Genomic DNA, 20,984 nt, shown 5'->3' with positions numbered 1-20,984 from the left:
AACGGGGCCGGTGGATCTCCGTGGGCTGAGCGGTCTCAGGCCTCGGAGGTGCAGCTCAGGCCTGGCCGACCTCGAAGCGGGCGAACCGGTCGACGGTCAGGCCGGCGTCGGCGATGACCTGCTTGACGGTGCGCTTCGGCTCGGTGATCGAGGGCTGCTCGAGCAGGACGAAGTCCTTGAAGTAGGCGTTGACCCGCCCCTCGACGATCTTGGTGATCGCCTGCTCGGGCTTGCCCTCCTCCTTCGCGGTCTGCTCGGCGACCCGGCGCTCGGTCTCCACGGCGTCGGCGGGGACCTCCTCGCGGGTCAGGTAGCGGGGACGTGCGGCGGCGATGTGCATCGCCAGCGAACGCGCCGCGTCCGCGTCGCCGCCGGAGTACTGCACGGCGACACCGATGGCCGGGGGCAGGTCGGTGGCCCGCTTGTGCAGGTAGACCGCCGTGGTGCCCTCGAAGACGGCGAATCGGGAGAGCACCAGCTTCTCGCCGATGCGGGCCGACTCCGACTCGATGAGCTGGGCGACCGACTGGCCGTCGACCTGGGTGGCCATCAGCGCGTCGACGTCGGCCGGCTTCTCGGTCACGACGAGGTCGAGCAGGCGCTCGGCGAGCTTGACGAAGTCGGCGTTCTTGGCGACGAAGTCGGTCTCGCAGTCGAGCTCGAGCAGGGCCCCGTCGCGGCTGACGACCACGCCGTTGGTGGTCGAGCGCTCCAGGCGCTTGCCCACGTCCTTGGCGCCCTTGACGCGCAGGAACTCGATGGCCTTGTCGTAGTCGCCATCGGCCTCGGTCAGGGCCTTCTTGGAGTCCATCATGCCGGCGCCGGTGGCGTCACGGAGACGCTTCACGTCGGCTGCGGTGAAAGCAGGCATGTCACTTCCTCTGATCGGTGGTGGTGCGGGGCGCGGACCCCGCGAGGTGAGGTGCCGGCCTGGGGCCGGGCAGACGGCGGCGCCGCCCTTCCTCGCACGCGGCGGGGAGGAGCGGCGCCGACCGGTCAGCCGTTCTGCGCGCCCTGGGTGCCCGTGGTCTGGTCACCGGTGGCGGGGACGCCCTCGACCGGGGCGACCTCGTTGGCCGTGACGGCCGGGGGGTCGGCCGGCGTCTCGGGCAGCTCGGTGGCGGCAGCCGGGGCGGCCTCGGCCTCGGTGGCGGCAGCCGGGGCGGCCTCGGCCTCGGTGGCGACGGCCGGGACGACCTCGGCAGCCGGGGCGGCGGCGTCAGCGGCGCCACCGGTCAGCAGCTCGCGCTCCCAGTCGGCCAGCGGCTCGGCGCCGGCCGGTGCCTCGGCGCCGTCCTCGCCACGACCGGCGTTGGCCTGCGCCGCCGAGCGGGCCATGAGGCCCTCGGCGACCGCGTCGGCGATCACGCGGGTCAGCAGCGCAGTGCTGCGGATGGCGTCGTCGTTGCCCGGGATCTTGTAGTCGACCTCGTCGGGGTCACAGTTGGTGTCGAGGATCGCGACGACCGGGATGTTCAGCTTGCGAGCCTCGCCGACGGCGATGTGCTCCTTCTTGGTGTCCACGATCCAGACGGCGCTGGGCACCTTCTTCATGTCGCGGATGCCGCCGAGGGAGCGCTCGAGCTTGGCCTTCTCACGGGAGAGGACCAGCTGCTCCTTCTTGGAGAGGCTGACCAGTGCGCCGGTCTGCTCGAGGTCCTCGAGCTCCTTGAGGCGCTCCAGCCGCTTGTAGACGGTCTGGAAGTTGGTGAGCATGCCGCCCAGCCAGCGCTGGTTCACGTAGGGCATGCCGACGCGGGTCGCCTGCTCGGCGATGACCTCCTGCGCCTGGCGCTTGGTCCCGATGAACATGATCGAACCGCCGTGGGCGACGGTCTGCTTCACGAACTCGTAGGCCTGGTCGATGTAACCCAGCGTCTGCTGGATGTCGATGATGTAGATGCCGTTGCGCTCGGTGAAGATGAACCGCTTCATCTTCGGGTTCCAACGACGGGTCTGGTGCCCGAAGTGGACCCCGCTGTCGAGCAGGTTCTTCATGCTGACGACTGCCACGTGGCGCCGCCTTCCTTCTCGTGCGCGGGCGGCCGGGGGCCGACGCCGCGCTGCTCGGTTGTCGCAGACGCACCGGGAGGTGCGCCGCCCTGGTGTCCGGCTGCGCCACCGAAACCCGCCAGGAGGCGGGACCGAGGTGACGACTGCCCCGCTGCAGCAGCGGGAAGAGGACACGCGAAGTCGATCCGCCGGAGGCGGACCGCATCGACGAGCATACGCCCTGGGCCAGCGCGGTCCGACTGGGTCGTCCCCAGGGCCCCCGGGCGTCCACGACCTCGCGTCGGCGCCTCCGCTCGGCGACGTCCGGCGGCAACCTCTGCCGGGTGTCCCCACGCCGCGCTCCGCTCGCCGCACTGGTCGTCGCCGTCCTGCTGACCGGCCTGCCGGCGGCATCGGCCGCCCCTACCGCCGCGCCGGACGCGTCCACCCCCGCACCGGCACCAGCCGCCGGGCTCTGGGGCTGGCCCCTGCCGGGCGCACCCACGGTCGGTCGGCCCTTCGACGCCCCGGCGACGCCGTACGCGGCCGGGCACCGCGGGGTGGACCTGACGGGCGCGGTGGACGGACAGGTGCTCTCCGCCGGCGACGGGGTGGTCGCCTTCGCCGGGATGGTCGCCGGCCGGCCGGTGGTCAGCGTCGACCACGCCGACGGACTGCGGACGACGTACGAGCCGGTGACCGCGGGGGTGGCCGCCGGTCAGTCCGTGGCCCGGGGTTCCCCGCTGGGTGTGCTGGCGGCCGGGCACGCCGGCTGCCCGGTGGACGCCTGCCTGCACTGGGGCCTGCGCCGCGGCGAGACGTACCTGGACCCGCTGGCACTGCTGCGTCCGCCGCGGGTGCGACTGCTCCCGTGGCACTGAGCCCACCGGACGGCGGTGACGGCGCTACCGTCCGGGCGTGCGTTGGCGACGGAAGAAGGCCCCCGAAGAGCAGGCCACCGAGCAGCAGGCTCCCGAGCAGCAGGCCCCCGACCAGGACCCCGGTCAGGTGCTGGAGGGCCTGCGGCAGGTGGTCGACCGGTTCGGCTGGGCGGTGCTGCACGGCGGCGGAGGCGGCGCCGGTGACCCGCGGTGGTCGCACACCGTGGGGCTGACCGCGCTCGGGCACCCCGAGGTGATCGTGGTGGGGCTGCCGTTCCCGGCCGGGGAGAAGTACCTCAACCTCGTGGGTGAGGCGGTGCGCGGCGGTGCCCGCTTCGGCCCCGGCGCGGCCACGACGGGGCTGACCGACGCCGACTCCCCGGTGGTCTTCCTCGCGGTCGAGGACACCGCACGGCTCGCGGTCGCCGAGCAGTTCTACGGCTCGATCGAGGTGCTCCAGCTCGTCTGGCCGGACTCGACCGGCCGGCTGCCCTGGCAGGAGGGCCACCGGAACCCGCCGGAGGCCCAACCGCTGCTGGGGCCGCTGCCGGGTGACGAGTCGCCCAGCAGCTGAGCCAGCTGTCCTCCGTCCCGACCGGGATCAGCGGCCCTCGATCAGCAGCTGCCCGATGAGGTCGGGGTCGACATGACGACGACCCCAGGGCTGCCGTCATGCAGGTCCGGGCGGACGTCAGCAGCGACCGACGGCCGTCCGGGTCAGGCGATGTCGGCGAGCTTGGTGCGCAGGTGCAGGACGGCCTTGGTGTGCAGCTGGCAGATCCGGCTCTCGGTCACCCCGAGGACCCGGCCGATGTCGGCCAGGGTCAGGCCCTCGAAGTAGTAGAGGCTGACGACGACCTTCTCCCGCTCGGGGAGCTGCTCGACGGCGCGGGCCAGCAGCTGCCGGGCCTCGCCGTGCTCGGCCATCGCCTGCGGGTCCAGCGCGCTGGTGTCCTTGAGCGTGTCACCCAGGCGGGGAGCGGAGCCGTCGTCGTCCACGAGGAGCTCGTCGAGGGCGACCACGTTGACCAGGGACAGCTGGCCGAGGAACTTGCGGATCTCCTCGACGTCCATGTCCATCTCGTCGGCGACCTCTTCGTCGGTCGGGCTGCGCTGGAGCTTCGACTCCAGGGCCGCGACCGTCCGCTCGTACTGCCGGGCCTTCATCCGGACCGAGCGCGGGATCCAGTCGGTGGACCGGAGCTCGTCGATGATCGCGCCGCGGATGCGGGCCATCGCGTAGCTCTCGAACTTGATCTCCCGTTCGGGCTCGAAGCGGGTGATCGCGTCGATCAGCCCGAACGTCCCGTAGGACACCAGGTCCGCCTGCTCCACGTGCGCCGGCAGGCCGCTGCCCACCCGGCCGGCGACGTACTTGACCAGCGGCGCGTAGTGCAGGATCAGCCGGTCGCGCAGCCCGGTGTCCCGGTTCTCGACGTAGCGCGACCAGAGCTCGATCACGTGGGCGTCGGGGTCCCCACTCGCACCGACCTGCCGGACCGTCGCCTCAGACACCTGCACTCCCCCGCTCGAACTCTGCTGTTGCGTGCACCGACGCCGTCCTCATGCCCGCGGATGAGCGCGGGCGTGGACCGCCCGGAGCCGCTCGACGGTCACGTGCGTGTAGACCTGCGTCGTCGCGAGGCTAGCGTGACCCAGCAGTTCCTGAACGCTGCGCAGGTCGGCGCCGCCCTCCAGCACGTGGGTGGCGGCGGAGTGCCGCAGCCCGTGCGGGCCGACGTCCGGGGTGCCCGGCGCGGCAGCGACCGCCGCGTGCACGACCCGGCGGGCCTCCCGCGGGTCCAGCCGGCCGCCGCGCACGCCGAGGAACAGCGCCGGTCCACTGCTCCCCGTCGCGAGCACCGGACGGCCCTGCCCCAGCCACGCCTCCAGGGCGTCGGCCGCCGGTGCGCCGAACGGCACGCTGCGCTCCTTGCGGCCCTTGCCCAGCACCCGCAGCAGCCGGCGCCCGCGGTCGACGTCGTCGACGTCCAGCCCGACGAGCTCCCCGACCCGCACCCCGCTGGCGTAGAGCAGCTCGACGACCAGCACGTTGCGCAGCCGCAGCGCCGTGTCGGCCGGGGTCTCCTCCTCGGCCGGCGGGCGCGCCGCCTCCTCGAGCACCGCACGGGCCTGGTCGGCGCCGAGCACCCCGGGGAGCGTGCGGTGCGCGCGTGGGCTGGCCAGCCGGAGCCCGACGTCCTCGGCGACCTGACCACTGCGGCGCAGGTGGGCGGTGAACGAGCGTGACGACGCGGCCCGCCGGGCGGTGGTGGACCGGCTGTCCCCGCGGGTCCGTCCCTGGGCCAGCCAGCTGCGCAGGGTGGCGAGGTCCAGGTCGGCGACGGTGTGACCGCTGCGCCGGACCAGGTGGTCCAGCAGCGAGACGACGTCTCCGACGTAGGCCCGGACGGTGTGCTCGGACAGGTCCCGCTGGAGCCGCAGGTGCTCCTCCCAGCCCGCCAGCGACTCGGCGAGCGCAGGCGGGAGCGCGGCGCGCAGCTCTGCGGTCCCGGTGGCCATGGGCGCAGCGTCCGTCGGCGAGGCGGGCCGGTCAACCGGGCGCGCCGCAGACCGGGCACCGCGGCCATCCACCCGGCAGGGGTCACCGAGCCGGCTCGCGCTCCCTGGGCGGCCGACGGACCCGCCAGCCGGTGCCGGTCCACTCGACGAGGTCGGCGAGCTCCAGGGCCGGCAGCACCCGCAGCACGTCGACCACCGAGCACCCGGCGACCGCGGCCAGCCGCTCCGGCGGCACCCCCACCCGGACCGGGCAGGCGTCCAGCACCCGCCGGGCGACATCGGACAGCGAGTCACCAGGCACGGTCGCCCGCTCCACCGGCGGCGCTAGGTCCTCCCCCAGCCTGCCCACCGCCTCCAGCACCTCGGCCGCCGACGTCACCAGCGCCACGGCGTGCCCCTGGTCCCGCAGCAGCTGGTGACACCCCACCGACATGGCGCTGGTGACCGGGCCGGGGACGGCCATCACCGCCTTGCCCAGCTCGCGCGCCCGGTTGGCGGTGGCCTGCGCGCCGGAGCGGGCAGCCGCCTCGACCACCACGGTGCCCCGCGTCAGTGCCGCGATCAGCCGGTTGCGCACCAGGAAGCGGTGCCGCAGCGGCGCACACCCGGGCGGCCACTCGCTGACCAGCAGCCCCTCGTCGAGCACCCGGGCGAACAACGCCGAGTGCGCACCCGGATAGACCCGGTCGACCCCGCACGCCAGGACGGCGACGGTCGGCGCCCCGGCGGCCAGCGCACCCCGGTGCGCCGCGGCGTCGATCCCGAAGGCGCCCCCCGAGACGGTCGTCCAGCCCCGCTCCCCCAGCCCGTGCGCCAGCTCCCCGGCGACGTGCTCGCCGTAGGCCGTCGAGGCCCGCGACCCGACCAGCGCGACGGACCGGTCGACCAACCCGGTCAGCGACGCCGCCCCGCGCACCCACAACGCCAGGGGCGGCACCAGCGTGAGCGTGCGGTTCGGCAGCCGACCGTCCACCAGCCCCCGCCCGTCCTCGGTGGCGAGGGCCAGGGAGTGCAGCGGCAGCGCCGGCCACTCCGGGTCCTCCGGCGTCACCAGCCGGCCTCCACACCGTTCCACCCGCCGCAGGTCCTCGACGCTGGCGTCCTCTCCCGCCCGGGCACCGGCCACCGCCTGCACCTCGGCCGGGGCGGTGCCCGCCCGCAACGCAGCGGCAGCCGCCACCGGACCGGCGTCCTCCACGAACCGCCACACCGCGACCGACCCCGGCTCCAGCGCCCGGGACAACCACGCGCGCGCCCGCCGCACCTCGGGGTCGACACCGCCGCTCATGCCGCGGCCCGCTGCAGGCGCATGCCCAGCGCCTCGTCCACCTGATCGGTGCCGGGCACGACCAGACCCTCGAGGTCGGCCAACGTCCACGCGACGCGCACCACCCGGTCGAAGCCGCGCACCGACAGCGAGCCACGCTCCAGAGCCCGCTCCGCCAGTGCGAGCGCCGCGCGCGGCACCGGCCAGCGCTCCCGCAGCAGCCGCCCCGGCACCTGGCTGTTGAGCGCCAGGCCGCTGCCGGCCAACCGTTCGGCCGCCGCACCCCGCGCCGACCGCACCCGCGCTGCGACCACGGCGGTCGACTCCGGGGTGCCCAGGCCGTCGAGCCAGGCGGCCCGGGTCACCGGCGGCAGGGTGACCCGCAGATCGATCCGGTCCAGCAGCGGCCCGGACAGCCGCGACTGGTAGCGCCGGCGTTCCAGCGCGCTGCAGGTGCAGGCCGTGTCACCGGCCGCACTGGCGCAGGGGCAGGGATTGGCGGCCAGCACGAGCTGCGCCCGGCACGGGAAGGTCGCCGACCCGTTGGCCCGGTGGATCGTCACCGCGCCGCGTTCCAGTGGCTGGCGCAGCGTGTCCAGCACGGCCCGGGGGAACTCCGGCGCCTCGTCCAGGAACAGCACCCCGCGATGGGCACGGCACAACGCTCCGGGACGGATCTGGCCGGAGCCGCCGCCGACCAGGGCGGCCATCGTCGCCGAGTGGTGCGGCGCCTCGAACGTCGGCCGGGTCACCAGTGGTGCACCGGGCGGGAGGGTGCCGGCGATGGAGGCGATGGCGGTCACCTCCAGGGCGGCCTGCTCGTCCAGCGGTGGCAGGAGCCCGGGCAGCCGTTCGGCGAGCATGGTCTTGCCGGCACCCGGCGGCCCACTCAGGAACAGGTGGTGGCCACCGGCGGCGGCCACCTCGACCGCCCGGCGTCCCGCGGCCTGCCCCACCACGTCGGCCAGGTCGGGCCCCGGTGGCGCCGGGGCGGCCGCGGCCCGGACGTGCGGGGAGAGCACGGCCTTCCCGGCGAGGTGGGCCACCACCTGACGGAGGCTCCCGGCCGCCAGCACGGCGATGCCCTCCACGAGCCCGGCCTCCTCGGCGTTCTCCTCCGGCACCACCACCTCGCGGTGGCCGGCCCGCGCAGCAGCCAGCACGGCCGGCAGCACCCCACGGACGGCCCGCAGCGACCCGTCGAGCCCGAGCTCCCCCAGCAGCACCAGCTCCCGGACGGCGGCCGCGGGCACCACCCGGGCGCCGGCGAGCACGGCGACGGCCAGGGCGAGGTCGAACCCACTGCCCTGCTTGGGCATGGCCGCCGGCGACAGCCCGATGGTCACCCGGCGCAGCGGGAACTCGTGCCCGCTGTTGAGCAGCGCGGCCCGCACCCGGTCCACCGACTGGCGCACGACGGCGTCGGGCAGCCCGACCAGCGCCACGGTCGGCACCCCCGGCGCCAGGTCGACCTCCACCTCGACCATCGCCCCCTGGACGCCGGCCAACCCCACCGACCAGGTCTGCGCGAGCGCCATCAGAACGCGTTCCGCAGGTGCGTCACCCGGGCCGGCCCGGACGACGGCACGTGCACCCCGACGACGTCGAAGCGCAGGTCCGGGGCGTGCTGGTCGTGCGCCGCCAGCCAGGCACGGGCCAGCGACCGCAGCCGGCGGCGCTTGCTCGCGGTCACCGCCTCGGCCGGGTGCCCGAACCCGGTGCCGGTGCGCGTCTTCACCTCGCAGAAGACCAACGCCTGGCCGTCCCGAGCAACGACGTCGAGCTCACCGTCTCGGCAGCGCCAGTTGCGGTCGAGGACCTGGAGGCCGGCGTCGGTCAGCGCCCGGACGGCGACCCGTTCGCCGTAGGCACCGAGGGCGGCGCGGTGGCCGGGCGGGGACTTCTGCGGATTCGGCACCCGTCGACCGTCGCCGTCGGGAGGCCGGCGGGGCCAGGGCCCCGGCCGGGTTGTGGACGGACGGCCGCACTGTGGACGGCGGCCGGCGGACCCGCCTCAGCACCGGCCAGGGTGACCGGCGACCGGGATCAGGGCAGGCGCGGGTTGTCCGGCAGCTCCAGGTCGGGCTTGTCCAGCTCTTCCACGTTGACGTCCTTGAACGTCACCACCCGGACGTTCTTCACGAACCGGGCCGGGCGGTACATGTCCCACACCCAGGCGTCGGAGAGGGTCAGCTCGAAGAACACCTCTCCCCCGGCGTCACGGACCTGGAGGTCGACGCTGTTGGCCAGGTAGAAGCGTCGCTCGGTCTCCACGACGTAGGAGAACTGCCGGACGATGTCCTTGTACTCGCGATAGAGCTGCAGCTCCATCTCGGTCTCGTACTTCTCGAGGTCCTCGGTGCTCATCGCGCGTGCTCCATCGGGGCCGGGGACGTCAGTGCCGCAGCCGGGGTTCCGGGCGGCACCGGTCCATCATCGTGCATGGCCGCTGCTCCCGGCAGGGGTGGCGTCCGCGCGGCGTGTGCGGCCCGGGCCCGCGCGACGTTGACGAAGCGCATCCGGTGTTCCGGGCACGGCCCGTGCTCGTCGAGGGCGGCGCTGTGCGCGTCGGTGATGTACCCCTTGTGCTCGGCGAACCCGTACTGCGGGAAGCGTGCGTCCAGCTCCAGCATCGTCCGGTCCCTGGTGACCTTGGCCAGCACCGAGGCGGCCGCGACGCAGGCCGCCACCCGGTCCCCCTTCCACACGGCGAGGGAGGGTTGGGACAGGCCGCTGACCGGGAAGCCGTCGGTGAGCACGTAGTCGGGGCACGGGTCGAGCACCCGGACGGCGCGACGGAGTGCCTCGATGTTGGTCACGTGCATGCCGCGCGCGTCGAGCTCCCCGACCGGGATCGCGATCACCGACCAGCAGATCGCCCGGTCGACGACCTCCGCGTAGACCTCGTCCCGGATGGCGGCGGTGAGCAGCTTGGAGTCGGCCAGCCCGGGAACCCGCCCGCGGCGTCCGGCGGGGAGCACGCACGCAGCGGCCACGAGCGGGCCCGCGCAGGCGCCCCGCCCGGCCTCGTCCGCCCCGGCGATGGCGGCGAACCCCCGGCGGCGGAGCGAGCGCTCCATCGTCCAGAGGTCGTCGGCGGGGTCTGCAGCACCAGGTCGAGCGGCCATCGCCTGCCGACCCTACGTCGCTGCCCCGGACCCGCCAGGGCACCCGGTGGGTCCGCGTCCGATCGCACCCCGGAACGCACCACGAGCCGATCCCTGGGGGAACAGGGACCGGCTCGGGGCGGCTGGTCAGCGGCGCGGACGCCGATCCGACCGGCGTGCCGGAGCGGAGCCCGCTCCGGCGGTCCATCCGGCCCGCGCCACCCTGGGTGCGCGGACCGTGGTCGTGGCTGCCGGGTCAGGCGTCGGCAGACGTGAGGGCGTGTGCCCCGCAGGAGCAGCCCGGGTTGCGCGCGGACAGCACCAGGGAGACCGCGTGTGCCCGGTCGCGGGCGCCGAGCTTGCGCAGGATGGCCTTGACGTGGGACTTCACGGTGTCCTCGGAGATGAACAGGTTCTTGCCGATCGCCCGGTTCGACTGTCCCTGGAGCAGTTCGTCGAGCACGTCGGACTCCCGGCGGGTCAGCGGCACCTCCGGGGTCAGCTCCCGCGACACCGGCTCCGCCGAGCCCTCCCCGCGACGGATCTGCGGGTCGACCACGGTGCGCCCGGCCCGCGCGGCCAGCACGGCCCAGCCCAGCAGGGTCGGTGAGGTGTTCATCAGCAGGTAGCTGCGCACGCCGGCGGCCAGGGCCTCGTTCACCACACCCGGGTCCTCCGACGTCGCCAGCGCCACGACGGCCAGCTGCGGGAACCGGCGACGCAGGTCCCGCACGGCGTTCAGCGTGGCCGCCCGGCCGGTGCCCAGCTCCACCACCACCGCATCCGGCCGAGCGGACTCGGCCAGGGTCAGCGCGCGGCGCGGCTCCCCCGGGGTGCCCACCGCCTGCATGCCGGCGGTCTCGTTGATCATGCCGACCAGCCCACGGCGCAGGACCGGGGCGTCGGCGAGGATCAGGACGCGGGTGACGCCGCGGGGGGTGCTCACCATCGGGGTAGACACAGCTGACTCTCCGTTCAAGGTCCGGTGACTCTCTGCTTGTCCATCGGACGAGTGAACGGAGTGCTTGAACAACTTCTCGGGGAGTCCGCCGGAAACGCGCACAGATCATGCCGAACGCGGCAGGGACAGCCGGGAGGTACAGCCCCGGCGCGGCGGCTCGACGACCGCCTCCGGGAGCCCGAGATCAGTCGGTGTGCGTCTCCCGGCCGGGCCGGGTCTGGACCGGCCGACGGACCCGGCGCCAGCCGGTGCCCGGCGGGCGGCGGGACGGCCCGGTCAGCCGGGCACCCCGGGAACGACGCCGCCGGCGCCAGGCGGTGAGCGGCAGCGCGCCACCGAGCCCGAGCACGTAGGGGGCGGCCAGGGCTGCGGTGTCCTGCACCGGTGCCGGCTCCGGCCCGACGGCGCCCGCAGCGTCCGCCTGGCCGGCCTGGATGTCCGGGCTGTCGAGCAGGGTGAACCGGTCCAGCGGCCAGACGATCAGGGCCGCCTTGCCGATGACGTCGTCGACGGCGATGGTGCCGGCGTACTGGTCGTCCATGTGCTGCTTGGAGTCGGCCGACGCGGAGCGGTGGTCGCCCATCACCCACAGCCGCCCCTCGGGCACGGTGACCGGGGGGAACTCGCGCCCCCCGGAGCCACCGGTGTTCAGCGGGGAGTCCTGGTGGATGTACGGCTCGTCGAGCGGCTCGCCGTCGACCATGACCCGCCCCTGCGGGTCGCAGCACTCGACGGTCTGCCCCTCGGTGGCGATGACCCGCTTGACGTAGTCGTCCTCACTGGGCGGGGCGACGCCGATCGCCCGGCCCAGGGTCAGCGCGGCGCCGGTGAACCAGTTGGTGGGCTCCTCCACCGCGATCTCCGGCGACCAGGTGTCCGGGCCCTGGAACACCACGATGTCGCCGGGCTCGGGCTCACCGAACCAGTAGGGCACCTTGTTGACCAGCACCCGGTCACCCGTGCAGCCGGTGCAGCCGTGCAGCGTCTGCTCCATCGAGCCCGACGGGATGAAGAACGCCTGCACGAGGAAGGTCTTCACCAGCAGGGCGAGCACGAACGCGATGACCAGCAGCACCGGCAGCTCACGCAGCAGGGAGCCCTTCTTGGCCTCCCGCCCGCGGCCTCGGCTGGCGGCCGCCGACCCGGTCGGGGTCGTGGCGGTGGGGTCGGCGGAGTTCTCGTCGGCGGAGGCGGGACGCCCGGCATCGCCGGTGTCGGCAGGCTCAGCAGGCCCGTGCGTGCTCATCGGGGCCCAGCGTACGGTCCGCCGGCCGACACGTCCGGCGACCCACCCGCCGACCGGTGCGGCCGGCGCCGTCCCCCACGAACGCGACCGGGCCGGCTGCGAGTGCAGCCGGCCCGGTCGTTCACATCGCTGGAGGTCAGCGGCTGACGACCTCGCGCTTCTCCTTGATCTTGGCGGCCTTGCCGCGCAGCTCGCGGAGGTAGTACAGCTTCGCGCGGCGCACGTCACCGCGGGTCAGCACCTCGATCTTCTCGACGACCGGGGTGTGCACCGGGAAGGTGCGCTCCACGCCGACGCCGAAGCTGACCTTGCGGACGGTGAAGGTCTCGCGGATGCCGCCACCCTGGCGACGGATGATGACGCCCTGGAACACCTGGACACGCGCACGGGTGCCCTCGATGACCCGCACGTGCACCTTCACGGTGTCCCCGGGCCGGAAGGTGGGGATGTCGTCGCGCAGCGACGCGGCGTCGAGGGCGTCCAGGGTGTTCATCGCAGCAGTCCTCAGTCCTAGCGGGAAAGTCGTCGTGGTACGGGCAGCGGTGTCCCGGTGCATCCGTACCGGGTGGCTGCGCTCCACCGCCCGGTGCGGGTGCGGAGTCACCGTCGGGGTGAGCCGACGGCCTGCAGCAGCTCACTACTGTGCCACATCTTCAGTCGACGATGCGTGGCGGCCCCGTCCACGGGCCGCCGAGCACCTCCGGCAGCGCCGCGGCGAGGTCCCGCGGGGCGAAGGCCTCCACGCTGTCGGTGATCTCCGCCAGGGACCACCACCGGTACGGCTCGTCCAGCTGCCGTTCCAGCTCGGTGCGCCCGCTGACGTCGACGTCGTGCACCACGTCGCGCAGCACGAAGAAGGTCTCCCGGGCGTCCAGCAGGGTGTCACCCCACCGCCCCTGCCAGCGGCGGAGCCACACCGGGCCCTCCAGCGCCGCGGGCTCGACCAGGAGGGCGGTCTCCTCGGCCAGCTCCCGCACCGCCGCCGTCCGCAGGTCCTCGCCGTCCTCGACGCCACCGCCCGGGGTGAACCAGTACTCGACGGCCCCGGCTCCGGTGTTCGGCTGCAGGCCGCGCCCACCGAACAGCAGCACCCGCTGCTCGCGGTCGAGCACCAGCACCCGGGCCGACGGGCGGACCCGGACGCGCGACGTCACGCCTGCGGGTCCGCGTCCAGCGCGGCTCGGTCCGCGGCGGTCAGCGCCCCGTCGGGCAGCCCGGCGAGCAGGTCGGGACGGCGATCGGCGGTGCGGCGCAGCGACTGGGCCCGCCGCCAGCGGGCGATCGCGGCGTGGTCACCGGAGAGCAGCACCGGCGGCACCTCGTGGCCGCGCCAGGTCGCCGGCCGGGTGTAGGACGGCCCCTCGAGCAGCCCGTCGGCGTGCGAGTCGAACTCGACCGACTCGGCGTTGCCCACCACACCGGGGAGGAGCCGGGTGACCGCCTCGACCATCACCAGCACCGCGGACTCCCCGCCGGCGAGCACGTAGTCGCCGATCGAGACCTCCGAGACCGGACCGCCCTCGGCGGCCCAGTCGGCGACCCGCTGGTCGATCCCCTCGTAGCGGCCGCAGGCGAAGACCAGCCCGGGCTCGGTCGCCCACTGGGCAGCGACCGCCTGGGTGAAGGGCCGCCCGGCCGGCGTGGGGACGACGAGCCGGGTGCCGGGAGGACGCACGGCCTCCAGCGCCCTCCCCCAGGGCTCCGGGCGCATGACCATGCCCGGCCCCCCGCCGTAGGGCGAGTCGTCGACCGTGCGGTGGACGTCGTCGGTCCACTGCCGCAGGTCGTGGACGCCGACGGAGACCAGTCCCCTGGCCGCCGCCTTGCCCAGCAGCGACTGGCCCAGCGGGGCGAGGTACTCCGGGAAGATCGTCAGGACGTCGATCCGGAACGTCACAGGTCGAGCAGCCCCTCGGGCGGGTCGACGACCAGCCGGCCGGCCGCGAGGTCGACGGTCGGGACCATCGCGGTGACGAACGGCACCAGCAGCTCCCCGCCCTCGGGACGGCGCAGCACCAGCAGCTCGGTTCCCTCGTGCCGCACGCCGGTCACCTCCCCGACCGGGGAGCCGTCGGGCAGCTCGGCGGCCAGCCCGACCAGCTGGTGGTCGTAGAAGGAGTCGGGGTCGTCCAGCTCCGGCAGGGCCGCGACGGGCACCAGGAGCATGGTGTTGCGCAGCGCGTCGGCCGCCTCGCGGTCGGCGACCACGGTGCCGTCGGGCAGCAGCAGGGTGAGCAGCAGCGTGCCGCTGTGCCAGCGGGCCGCCTCGATGGTCAGCGGCCCCCGTGTGGCGGGCTCGGTGAGCAGCGTGCCCCCCGGGGCGAACCGCAGGTCGGGGTCGTCGGTGCGCACCTCGACGGTCACCTGACCACGGACACCGTGGGGTCGGCCGATGCGGCCGACCACCACGGTGTCGGTGTTCTGCGGGGTGGCGCCGGAGGCGCCGGGAGTGCTCAGCGCCCGTCGGTGTCGACGACGTCGACCCGGAGGCCGCGACCGCCGACACCGGTCATCACCTGACGCAGCGCCTTGGCGGTGCGCCCGCCACGGCCGATGACCTTGCCGAGGTCGTCGGGGTGCACCCGGACCTCGAGGGTCTTCCCGCGCCGGCCGTTGACGAGGTCGACCACGACGTCGTCGGGGTTGTCGACGATGCCCTTGACCAGGTGCTCGAGCGCCTCTTCGAGCACGTCTTACTCGGCGGGCTTCTCGGCCGCGGCGGGCTCAGCCGCAGCCGGCTCGGCGGCCGGTGCCTCGGCGGCGGCAGCCGGCTCGGCGGCGGGCGCCTCGTCAGCGGCAGCAGCCTGGGGAGCGTCAGCGGCAGGAGCGTCAGCGGCAGCGGCCTTGGGAGCGGCCTTCTTCTTCGGCGTGGTGGCGTCGGCGGACGGCTCGCTCATGGCGGCCCGCGCAGCCTCCTCGTAGATGGCCTTCTTGTCGGCCTTGGGCGCCGCGACCTTCATCGGGGCCGGAGCCGGCTCGCCCTTGAACTTCTGCCAGTCGCCGGTCACCCGGAGGATGGCCCGCACGGCCTCGGTCGGCTGGGCGCCGACGCCGAGCCAGTAGGCGGCGCGCTCGCCGTCGACCTCGATGAAGGACGGGTCCTCCTTCGGGTGGTACTTGCCGATCGTCTCGATCGAACGACCATCCCGCTTGGTGCGGGCGTCGGCGACGACGATGCGGTAGTACGGCGCGCGCATCTTGCCCAGGCGCATGAGCTTGATCTTGGTGGCCACGAGTGTGGTGTGCTCCTCGAACGTGTGTGGTTGCTCGCCGGACGGACGCGTGGGGGTACGCCGGGGCGGAGCGCTGGACACGGGCGGGGATGGTGAGAGGGCCGCCCACCGCCGTGTTCGACAGACCATGATGCCAGATCCCAGGAGGACCGCTGTGGCCAGGACCGGCCTGCTCCACCACGTCGAGCTGTGGGTGCCCGATCTCGCCCGGGCCGAGCGCTCCTGGGGGTGGCTGCTCACCCGACTGGGGGCACGGCCCTACCAGTCGTGGGAGCTCGGGCGCTCCTGGTCCAGCGGCGACGTGTACGTCGTCCTGGAACAGTCCCCGGCCCTGGTCGGCGACCGGCACGAGCGACGGGCGCCGGGGCTCAACCACCTGGCGTTCTGGGTGGACGGCGACCTGGACGGGCTGGTCGCCGAGGCCCCCGCCCACGGCTGGTCGCTGTTGTTCGCCGACCGGCACCCGTTCGCGGGGGGCCCCGAGCACCGGGCCGCGTACCTGGCCGACGGCGACGGCTACGAGGTGGAGCTGGTGCCCTCGTCGCCGGACTCCGCGGCCACCAAGAACCCGCCCCAGCCGTCGTAGCTGCCCCCGTGCCGCTCGACGATGCCGACCACCTCACGGGTGAAGCCGGCCGCCGTCTCGTGGTCCACCGCCGTCATGGCACTGAACTCGAGCCACACGGTGAGGAATCGGCGGTACAGCCCGTCGACCCGGTAGCCGGCCGCGGTGAGCTCCTCGCCCGCCGCGACCGCCGTCGACCGGGACCGGAACCCGGCCAGGTGGTCGATCGGCCGGGGCCGGTCGACCTGGTCGCCGTGGCCCAGGTTGGCCTCGACCGTCTCGGCGGTCAGCCGCAGCTGCTCGGCGAGCGACGAATCAGCCACGGACCGCGGCGAGCACGGCTGCGGCTGCGTCGGCCACCGCCACCTCCGACCGCTCCCCCGTCGCCCGGTCGCGGACCTCGATCACGCCCTCGGCCAGACCCCTCCCGACCGTCACGATCGTCGGCATGCCCAGCAGCTCGGCGTCCTTGAACTTCACCCCGGGCGAGACCTTCGGCCGGTCGTCGTACAGCACGGTCAGCCCGGCGGCGACCAGCTCCTCGGCCAGCGACTGTGCGGCCTCGAACACGGCGGAGTCCTTGCCGGTGGCGACCAGGTGCACGTCGGCCGGGGCGATCTCCCGCGGCCACACCAGGCCCAGCTCGTCGTGGGTGGACTCGGCGATCGCAGCCACCGCGCGGGAGACCCCGACGCCGTAGGAGCCCATGGTGACGGTGACGAGCTTGCCGTTCTCGTCGAGCACCTTGAGGTCGAGCGCCTCGGCGTACTTGCGGCCCAGCTGGAAGATGTGGCCCATCTCCACGCCCCGGGCCAGCTCCAGCGGGCCGGAGCCGTCGGGGGCGGGGTCACCGGGCAACACCTCGGCAGCCTCGATCACGCCGTCCCAGCTGAAGTCCCGGCCGGCGACGAGGTCGAACACGTGCTTGCCGGGCTCGTTGGCCCCGGTGATCCACCGGGAGCCGGGGACGACGCGGGGGTCGACGAGGAACCGGATGCCGGACTTCCCCTCAGCACCGAGGACCTGCGGCCCGATGTAGCCCTTGACGAGGTCGGGGTGGGCGGCGAAGTCGGTGAACGGCTCGACCTCGGCCGGGGCGAGCTGCGCCTCCAGCCGCTTGGTGTCGACGTCCCGGTCGCCGGGCAGGCCGATGACCAGCGGCTCCCGGGTGCCGTCGGGGTGCACCAGGGTGACGACGACGTTCTTCAGCGTCGAGGCGCCGGTGTACCCGGCCTCGGGGAACAGCTCGTTCGCCGCCGCGACCAGCGTCTCGATGGTCGGGGTGTCGGGGGTGTCCTCGACGTGCGCCTCGGGCAGTCCGTCGAACGGGATCGACTCCGGGACGACGGTCGAGACGGCCTCGACGTTCGCCGCGTACCCGCCGGGCGAGCGGACGAAGGTGTCCTCGCCGATCGACGTCGGGTGCAGGAACTCCTCGCTCTTGGACCCGCCCATCGCACCGGACATCGCCGAGACGATCACGTAGTCCAGGCCCAGCCGGTCGAAGATCCTGATGTAGGCGGCGCGGTGCGCTGCGTAGGAGGCGTCCAGCCCGGCGTCGTCCACGTCGAAGGAGTAGCTGTCCTTCATGGTGAACTCGCGGCCACGGAACAGCCCGGCCCGGGGTCGCGCCTCGTCCCGGTACTTGGTCTGGATCTGGTACAGCGAGACCGGCAGGTCCTTGTAGGACCCGTAGAGGTCCTTCACCAGGAGGGTGAACATCTCCTCGTGGGTGGGGCCGAGCAGGAAGTCGTTGCCCCGCCGGTCCTTCAGCCGGAAGAGGTTGGGCCCGTACTCGGTCCAGCGGCCGGTCGCCTCGTAGGGCTCCCGCGGCAGCAGCGCCGGGAAGTGCACCTCCTGGGCGCCCATCGCGTCCATCTCCTCGCGGACGACGCGCTCGACGTTCCGGAACACCCGCCAGCCCAGCGGCAGCCAGGTGAACCCACCCGGCGCAGCGCGCCGGATGTAGCCGCCCCGGGCGAGCAGCCGGTGGCTGGGGACCTCGGCGTCGGCGGGGTCGTCGCGCAGGGTGCGCAGGAACAGGGAGGACATCCGAAGGAGCACGGGAGGAGTGTCCCAGGCGTCCGCCGGACGCCGTCCAGCGGTTTGACTCAGGCGACGACGACGCCCCGGAGGACCATCCGCTGCGGTCGCTGTAGCGAGTCGAGGTCGGCCCGGGGGTCGGTCTCGTAGACGACCAGGTCGGCCGGGGCACCCTCGGCGATGCCCGGCAGGCCCAGCCACTCGCGTGCACCCCAGGAGCCGGCGGCCAGTGCGGCCTCGGCGGGCAGCCCGGCGGCGTGCAGCGCCCGGATCTCGTCGGCGATGACCCCGTGGTCGACGCCCCCACCGGCGTCGGTGCCGGCGAACACGGGCACGCCGGCCTCGAACGCGGCGCGCACCACGGCCCCGGAGTTCGCGTACAGCCGCCGCATCGTGGACGCGTAGGAGGGGAACTTGGACTCCCCCGCGGCTGCGAAGCCGGGGAAGTTCTCCACGTTCACCAGCGTCGGGACGACGGCGGTGCCCCGGCGGGCCATCTCCCCCACCAGCTCCTCGGTCAGCCCGGTGCCGTGCTCGATGCAGTCGATCCCCGCCCCGATCAGCCCGGGCAGGGCGTCGGTGCCGAAGGTGTGCGCGGTGACCCGCGCACCCTCCTCGTGCGCGGCGGCGATCGCCGCGGCCAGGACGTCGTCCGGCCACTCCGGCGCCAGGTCGCCGACGCCGCGGTCGATCCAGTCACCCACCAGCTTCACCCAGCCGTCACCGCGCCGGGCCTGCACCCGCACCTCGGCCACCAGGTCGGGCGGCTCCAGCTCGATCGCCAGCCCGGGGATGTAGCGGCGGGGGGCGGCGATGTGCCGCCCGGCGCGGATGACCCGGGGCAGGTCCAGGTGCTCGTCGAGCACCCGGGTGTCGACCGGGGAACCGCAGTCGCGCAACGCCAGCACCCCGGCGGCACGCTCCTCCAGGGCCTGGTCGCGCAGGTCCTCGACGCCGGTGGCGTGCACCCCACCCCGGCCGATGCCGACGTGGCAGTGCGCGTCGACCAGGCCGGGCAGCAGGAAGCCACCGCGGCTGACCGTCTCGGCGCCGGGGACCGGCTGGAAGGTGATCCGCCCCTCGGTGACCCAGAGGTCGCGGTGCTCGCCCTCGGGGAGGACGACGCCGGACAGGTGCAGGGCAGGCGCAACAGCGGTGGTCACCGGTTCAGCGGCCCTGCTGGTCCTTGAACTGGCTGAAGTCCAGCTTGCTCAGGTCGGGCATCGCCTGACCGGGCGGCAGACCGGGCACCCCGCCCGGCATCCCGCCGGGCAGCTGACCGGGCGCCCCGCCCATCCCACCGGGGGCGCCGATCGGCCGGCGGGCCGGGCCACCCTTCTTGCCGCCCTTGCCCTTCTTGCCCTTGCCGCGTGCCTGCACCTGGTTCTGCCGGCCGCGCTGCTTCTTCGACATCGGGCCCATGCCCGGCAGGCCCATGCTGCCGGCCATCTGGCCCATCATCTTCTGGGCCTGGGCGAAGCGCTCCAGCAGGTGGTTGACGTCGGTGACGCTCATCCCCGAACCGTTCGCGATCCGCACCCGGCGCGAGGCGTTGATGATCTTCGGGGTGGCGCGCTCGGCCGGGGTCATCGACCGGATGATCGCCGCGGTGCGGTCCAGGTCCCGCTCGTCGACCTGCGCGAGCTGCTCCTTCATCTGCCCGGCGCCGGGCAGCATGCCGAGCAGGTTCGCGATCGGGCCCATCTTGCGGATGGCCATCATCTGCTCGAGGAAGTCCTCGAGGGTGAAGCCCTCGCGGCTGGCGAGCTTGCCGGCCATCTTCTCGGCCTGGTCGGCGTCGAAGGCCTGCTCGGCCTGCTCGATCAGGGTCAGCACGTCGCCCATGCCGAGGATGCGCGAGGCCATCCGCTCGGGGTGGAAGACGTCGAAGTCGGCCAGCTTCTCGCCGGTGGAGGCGAACATGATCGGCTGCCCGGTCACGTGCCGGACCGACAGCGCGGCACCACCGCGGGCGTCACCGTCGAGCTTGGTGAGGACGACGCCGGAGAAGCCGACGCCCTCCTGGAACGCGGTCGCCGTGGTGACGGCGTCCTGCCCGATCATCGCGTCGACGACGAACAGCGTCTCGTCGGGCTGCACGGCGTCCCGGATGCCGGCGGCCTGGGCCATCAGCTCGGCGTCGATGCCCAGCCGGCCGGCGGTGTCGACGACGACGACGTCGTGCTGGGTGCGGCGGGCGTGGTCGATGGAGTCCCGCGCGACGGCGATCGGGTCGCCCACGCCGTTGCCGGGCTCGGGCGCGTAGACGTCGACGCCGGCCTGCCCGGCCACCACCGACAGCTGCTGCACCGCGTTGGGCCGCTGCAGGTCACACGCGACCAGCAGCGGGGTGTGCCCCTGGGCCTTGAGCCAGCGGCCGAGCTTGCCGGCCAGGGTCGTCTTACCGGCGCCCTGCAGGCCGGCCAGCATGATCACCGTGGGCGACTGCTTGGCGTAGCGGATCCGGCGGGTCTCCCCGCCGAGGATGCCGACCAGCTCCTCGTTGACGATCTTGATGATCTGCTGCGCCGGGTTCAGCGCCGAGGAGACCTCCGAGCCGCGGGCGCGCTCCTTGACCGCAGCGATGAACGACCGGACGACCGGCAGCGCGACGTCGGCCTCGAGCAACGCGATGCGGATCTCCCGCGCGGTCGCGTCGATGTCCTCGTCGGAGAGCCGGCCCTTGCCGCGCAGACCGGTGAAGACCTTGTCCAGGCGGTCGGAGAGGGTCTCGAACACAACACGTCCTCAGGCAGTCTGGCGTGCAGCCACCGGCCGGCCCACCAGGGAGTTCAGCGGGCCGAGCGGCACGGCTCGGGCTCCCGGGGCCACCCCGGGGCCGTCACGCCACCGTTCCCAGCGTAATGGCCCATCGGCCGGTGCCCGCCAGGAACTCGTCGGCGGTGGGCAGTGGGCTCCTGCTTCAGGCGGCGTGGCGCCAGGTCGCGGCCGCCGGACGGTGCACGTCCCCGCTGACCAGGGCGGTGCCGCAGTCGGTGCAGGCCCACTCCGGGCACGCGCCGCCGTCCTCGGTGTGGCCGTCGATGCACTCGGGCTGCTCGAAGTCGGTGTCGTGCTCACAGGTGGGGCAGGGCCACTGCTGCAGGTCGCTCACGAGTGCGTCCCCTCTCGTCTCGGCGCCGGTCGTCGGGAGCGGGCTCCCGTC

Annotated in this window: 25 protein-coding genes; 3 read left to right on the top strand and 22 right to left on the bottom strand. The window is 74.0% G+C overall.

Going from position 1 to position 20,984, the window contains the following annotated elements; genetic code table 11:
* Positions 1-55: 55 nt before the first annotated feature.
* Together tsf and rpsB are read right to left on the bottom strand one after the other, a co-directional pair.
* Entirely contained in the window at positions 56-871 is an 816-nt protein-coding gene (gene tsf, locus O2W15_RS14600; protein ID WP_269165255.1) for a translation elongation factor Ts, read from the bottom strand.
* A gap of 125 nt (positions 872-996) precedes the next feature.
* Positions 997-2,013 (bottom strand): 30S ribosomal protein S2, encoded by a 1,017-nt coding sequence (rpsB, locus tag O2W15_RS14595; protein WP_269165256.1) that lies wholly within the window; start codon positions 2,011-2,013, stop codon positions 997-999.
* A gap of 323 nt (positions 2,014-2,336) precedes the next feature.
* On the opposite strand from rpsB, the gene O2W15_RS14590 reads away from it, so the two are divergent.
* Together O2W15_RS14590 and O2W15_RS14585 are read left to right on the top strand one after the other, a co-directional pair.
* Positions 2,337-2,873 (top strand): murein hydrolase activator EnvC family protein, encoded by a 537-nt coding sequence (locus tag O2W15_RS14590; RefSeq protein WP_269179915.1) that lies wholly within the window; start codon positions 2,337-2,339, stop codon positions 2,871-2,873.
* A gap of 37 nt (positions 2,874-2,910) precedes the next feature.
* Entirely contained in the window at positions 2,911-3,447 is a 537-nt protein-coding gene (locus O2W15_RS14585) for a DUF4262 domain-containing protein (protein WP_269179914.1), read from the top strand.
* A gap of 143 nt (positions 3,448-3,590) precedes the next feature.
* Here O2W15_RS14585 and whiG read toward each other — a convergent pair whose 3' ends face one another.
* The 15 genes from whiG to rpsP form a co-directional block, all read right to left on the bottom strand.
* Positions 3,591-4,388, bottom strand: coding sequence for an RNA polymerase sigma factor WhiG (whiG, locus tag O2W15_RS14580; RefSeq protein WP_036339894.1), 798 nt, complete (start codon positions 4,386-4,388; stop codon positions 3,591-3,593).
* Between the two features lie 48 nt (positions 4,389-4,436).
* Complete coding sequence (locus tag O2W15_RS14575; protein WP_269179913.1) at positions 4,437-5,396, bottom strand: tyrosine recombinase XerC; 960 nt, start codon at positions 5,394-5,396, stop codon at positions 4,437-4,439.
* An 82-nt stretch (positions 5,397-5,478) separates the two neighbouring features.
* Positions 5,479-6,684, bottom strand: coding sequence for a DNA-processing protein DprA (dprA, locus tag O2W15_RS14570; RefSeq protein ID WP_269179912.1), 1,206 nt, complete (start codon positions 6,682-6,684; stop codon positions 5,479-5,481).
* Positions 6,681-8,201 carry a YifB family Mg chelatase-like AAA ATPase gene (locus O2W15_RS14565; protein ID WP_269179911.1) on the bottom strand — a complete coding sequence of 507 codons (1,521 nt, stop codon included), beginning with the start codon at positions 8,199-8,201 and terminating at the stop codon, positions 6,681-6,683. Before O2W15_RS14565 ends, dprA begins: the two co-directional genes overlap by 4 nt.
* Positions 8,201-8,581: a YraN family protein gene (locus tag O2W15_RS14560; RefSeq protein WP_269165262.1), complete on the bottom strand. Its 381-nt coding sequence runs from the start codon at positions 8,579-8,581 to the stop codon at positions 8,201-8,203. Before O2W15_RS14560 ends, O2W15_RS14565 begins: the two co-directional genes overlap by 1 nt.
* A 128-nt stretch (positions 8,582-8,709) precedes the next feature.
* On the bottom strand, positions 8,710-9,030 hold the full coding sequence (locus tag O2W15_RS14555; RefSeq protein ID WP_036339823.1) for a DUF2469 domain-containing protein: 321 nt from the start codon (positions 9,028-9,030) through the stop codon (positions 8,710-8,712).
* Positions 9,027-9,791, bottom strand: a complete 765-nt coding sequence (locus O2W15_RS14550) for a ribonuclease HII (RefSeq protein WP_269179910.1) — start codon at positions 9,789-9,791, stop codon at positions 9,027-9,029. The genes O2W15_RS14555 and O2W15_RS14550 overlap by 4 nt, the downstream gene beginning before the upstream one ends.
* Positions 9,792-10,026: 235 nt before the next feature.
* Entirely contained in the window at positions 10,027-10,719 is a 693-nt protein-coding gene (locus O2W15_RS14545) for a response regulator transcription factor (protein ID WP_269165264.1), read from the bottom strand.
* Between the two features lie 196 nt (positions 10,720-10,915).
* A complete protein-coding gene (lepB, locus tag O2W15_RS14540; protein ID WP_269179909.1) occupies positions 10,916-11,977 on the bottom strand; it encodes a signal peptidase I in 1,062 nt (353 codons plus the stop codon).
* Between the two features lie 136 nt (positions 11,978-12,113).
* Positions 12,114-12,470 carry a 50S ribosomal protein L19 gene (rplS, locus tag O2W15_RS14535; RefSeq protein ID WP_036339817.1) on the bottom strand — a complete coding sequence of 119 codons (357 nt, stop codon included), beginning with the start codon at positions 12,468-12,470 and terminating at the stop codon, positions 12,114-12,116.
* A 160-nt stretch (positions 12,471-12,630) separates the two neighbouring features.
* Entirely contained in the window at positions 12,631-13,131 is a 501-nt protein-coding gene (locus O2W15_RS14530; RefSeq protein WP_269179908.1) for an NUDIX hydrolase, read from the bottom strand.
* Positions 13,128-13,874, bottom strand: a complete 747-nt coding sequence (gene trmD / locus O2W15_RS14525; RefSeq protein ID WP_164701909.1) for a tRNA (guanosine(37)-N1)-methyltransferase TrmD — start codon at positions 13,872-13,874, stop codon at positions 13,128-13,130. Before trmD ends, O2W15_RS14530 begins: the two co-directional genes overlap by 4 nt.
* Positions 13,871-14,383: a ribosome maturation factor RimM gene (gene rimM, locus O2W15_RS14520; RefSeq protein ID WP_269179907.1), complete on the bottom strand. Its 513-nt coding sequence runs from the start codon at positions 14,381-14,383 to the stop codon at positions 13,871-13,873. Before rimM ends, trmD begins: the two co-directional genes overlap by 4 nt.
* Positions 14,384-14,430: 47 nt before the next feature.
* Entirely contained in the window at positions 14,431-14,667 is a 237-nt protein-coding gene (locus tag O2W15_RS14515; protein ID WP_014742367.1) for an RNA-binding protein, read from the bottom strand.
* Positions 14,668-14,670: 3 nt separating this feature from the next.
* Positions 14,671-15,210: a 30S ribosomal protein S16 gene (rpsP, locus tag O2W15_RS14510; RefSeq protein WP_269179906.1), complete on the bottom strand. Its 540-nt coding sequence runs from the start codon at positions 15,208-15,210 to the stop codon at positions 14,671-14,673.
* A gap of 154 nt (positions 15,211-15,364) precedes the next feature.
* Here rpsP and O2W15_RS14505 point away from each other — a divergent pair, with 154 nt between their 5' ends.
* A complete protein-coding gene (locus O2W15_RS14505; RefSeq protein WP_269179905.1) occupies positions 15,365-15,796 on the top strand; it encodes a VOC family protein in 432 nt (143 codons plus the stop codon).
* Here the strand turns inward: O2W15_RS14505 and O2W15_RS14500 are convergent.
* The 5 genes from O2W15_RS14500 to O2W15_RS14480 form a co-directional block, all read right to left on the bottom strand.
* Positions 15,727-16,098, bottom strand: a complete 372-nt coding sequence (locus tag O2W15_RS14500) for a ribonuclease E inhibitor RraB (protein WP_269179904.1) — start codon at positions 16,096-16,098, stop codon at positions 15,727-15,729. The genes O2W15_RS14505 and O2W15_RS14500 overlap by 70 nt on opposite strands.
* Entirely contained in the window at positions 16,091-17,827 is a 1,737-nt protein-coding gene (locus O2W15_RS14495) for a proline--tRNA ligase (RefSeq protein WP_269179903.1), read from the bottom strand. The genes O2W15_RS14500 and O2W15_RS14495 overlap by 8 nt, the downstream gene beginning before the upstream one ends.
* A 59-nt stretch (positions 17,828-17,886) precedes the next feature.
* Positions 17,887-18,981, bottom strand: coding sequence for an amidohydrolase family protein (locus O2W15_RS14490; protein WP_269179902.1), 1,095 nt, complete (start codon positions 18,979-18,981; stop codon positions 17,887-17,889).
* Between the two features lie 4 nt (positions 18,982-18,985).
* Positions 18,986-20,557, bottom strand: coding sequence for a signal recognition particle protein (gene ffh / locus O2W15_RS14485; protein ID WP_036339798.1), 1,572 nt, complete (start codon positions 20,555-20,557; stop codon positions 18,986-18,988).
* A gap of 184 nt (positions 20,558-20,741) precedes the next feature.
* Complete coding sequence (locus O2W15_RS14480) at positions 20,742-20,933, bottom strand: hypothetical protein (protein WP_269179901.1); 192 nt, start codon at positions 20,931-20,933, stop codon at positions 20,742-20,744.
* Positions 20,934-20,984: the final 51 nt, after the last annotated feature.

This window comes from Modestobacter sp. VKM Ac-2979 (assembly GCF_026967995.1).
Taxonomy (GTDB): Bacteria; Actinomycetota; Actinomycetes; order Mycobacteriales; family Geodermatophilaceae; genus Modestobacter.
The sequence above is the reverse complement of the archived record's forward strand: the minus strand, read 5'-3'. Positions and strand labels throughout refer to the sequence as shown.

Bases quoted from the DNA above. Each gene is read 5' to 3' on its own strand.
- tsf (WP_269165255.1), bottom strand. From the start codon at position 871: ATGCCTGCTTTCACCGCAGCCGACGTGAAGCGTCTCCGTGACGCCACC.
- O2W15_RS14575 (WP_269179913.1), bottom strand. From the start codon at position 5,396: ATGGCCACCGGGACCGCAGAGCTGCGCGCCGCGCTCCCGCCTGCGCTC.
- dprA (WP_269179912.1), bottom strand. From the start codon at position 6,684: ATGAGCGGCGGTGTCGACCCCGAGGTGCGGCGGGCGCGCGCGTGGTTG.
- O2W15_RS14565 (WP_269179911.1), bottom strand. From the start codon at position 8,201: ATGGCGCTCGCGCAGACCTGGTCGGTGGGGTTGGCCGGCGTCCAGGGG.
- O2W15_RS14555 (WP_036339823.1), bottom strand. From the start codon at position 9,030: ATGAGCACCGAGGACCTCGAGAAGTACGAGACCGAGATGGAGCTGCAG.
- O2W15_RS14550 (WP_269179910.1), bottom strand. From the start codon at position 9,791: ATGGCCGCTCGACCTGGTGCTGCAGACCCCGCCGACGACCTCTGGACG.
- O2W15_RS14545 (WP_269165264.1), bottom strand. From the start codon at position 10,719: ATGGTGAGCACCCCCCGCGGCGTCACCCGCGTCCTGATCCTCGCCGAC.
- lepB (WP_269179909.1), bottom strand. From the start codon at position 11,977: ATGAGCACGCACGGGCCTGCTGAGCCTGCCGACACCGGCGATGCCGGG.
- rplS (WP_036339817.1), bottom strand. From the start codon at position 12,470: ATGAACACCCTGGACGCCCTCGACGCCGCGTCGCTGCGCGACGACATC.
- O2W15_RS14495 (WP_269179903.1), bottom strand. From the start codon at position 17,827: ATGTCCTCCCTGTTCCTGCGCACCCTGCGCGACGACCCCGCCGACGCC.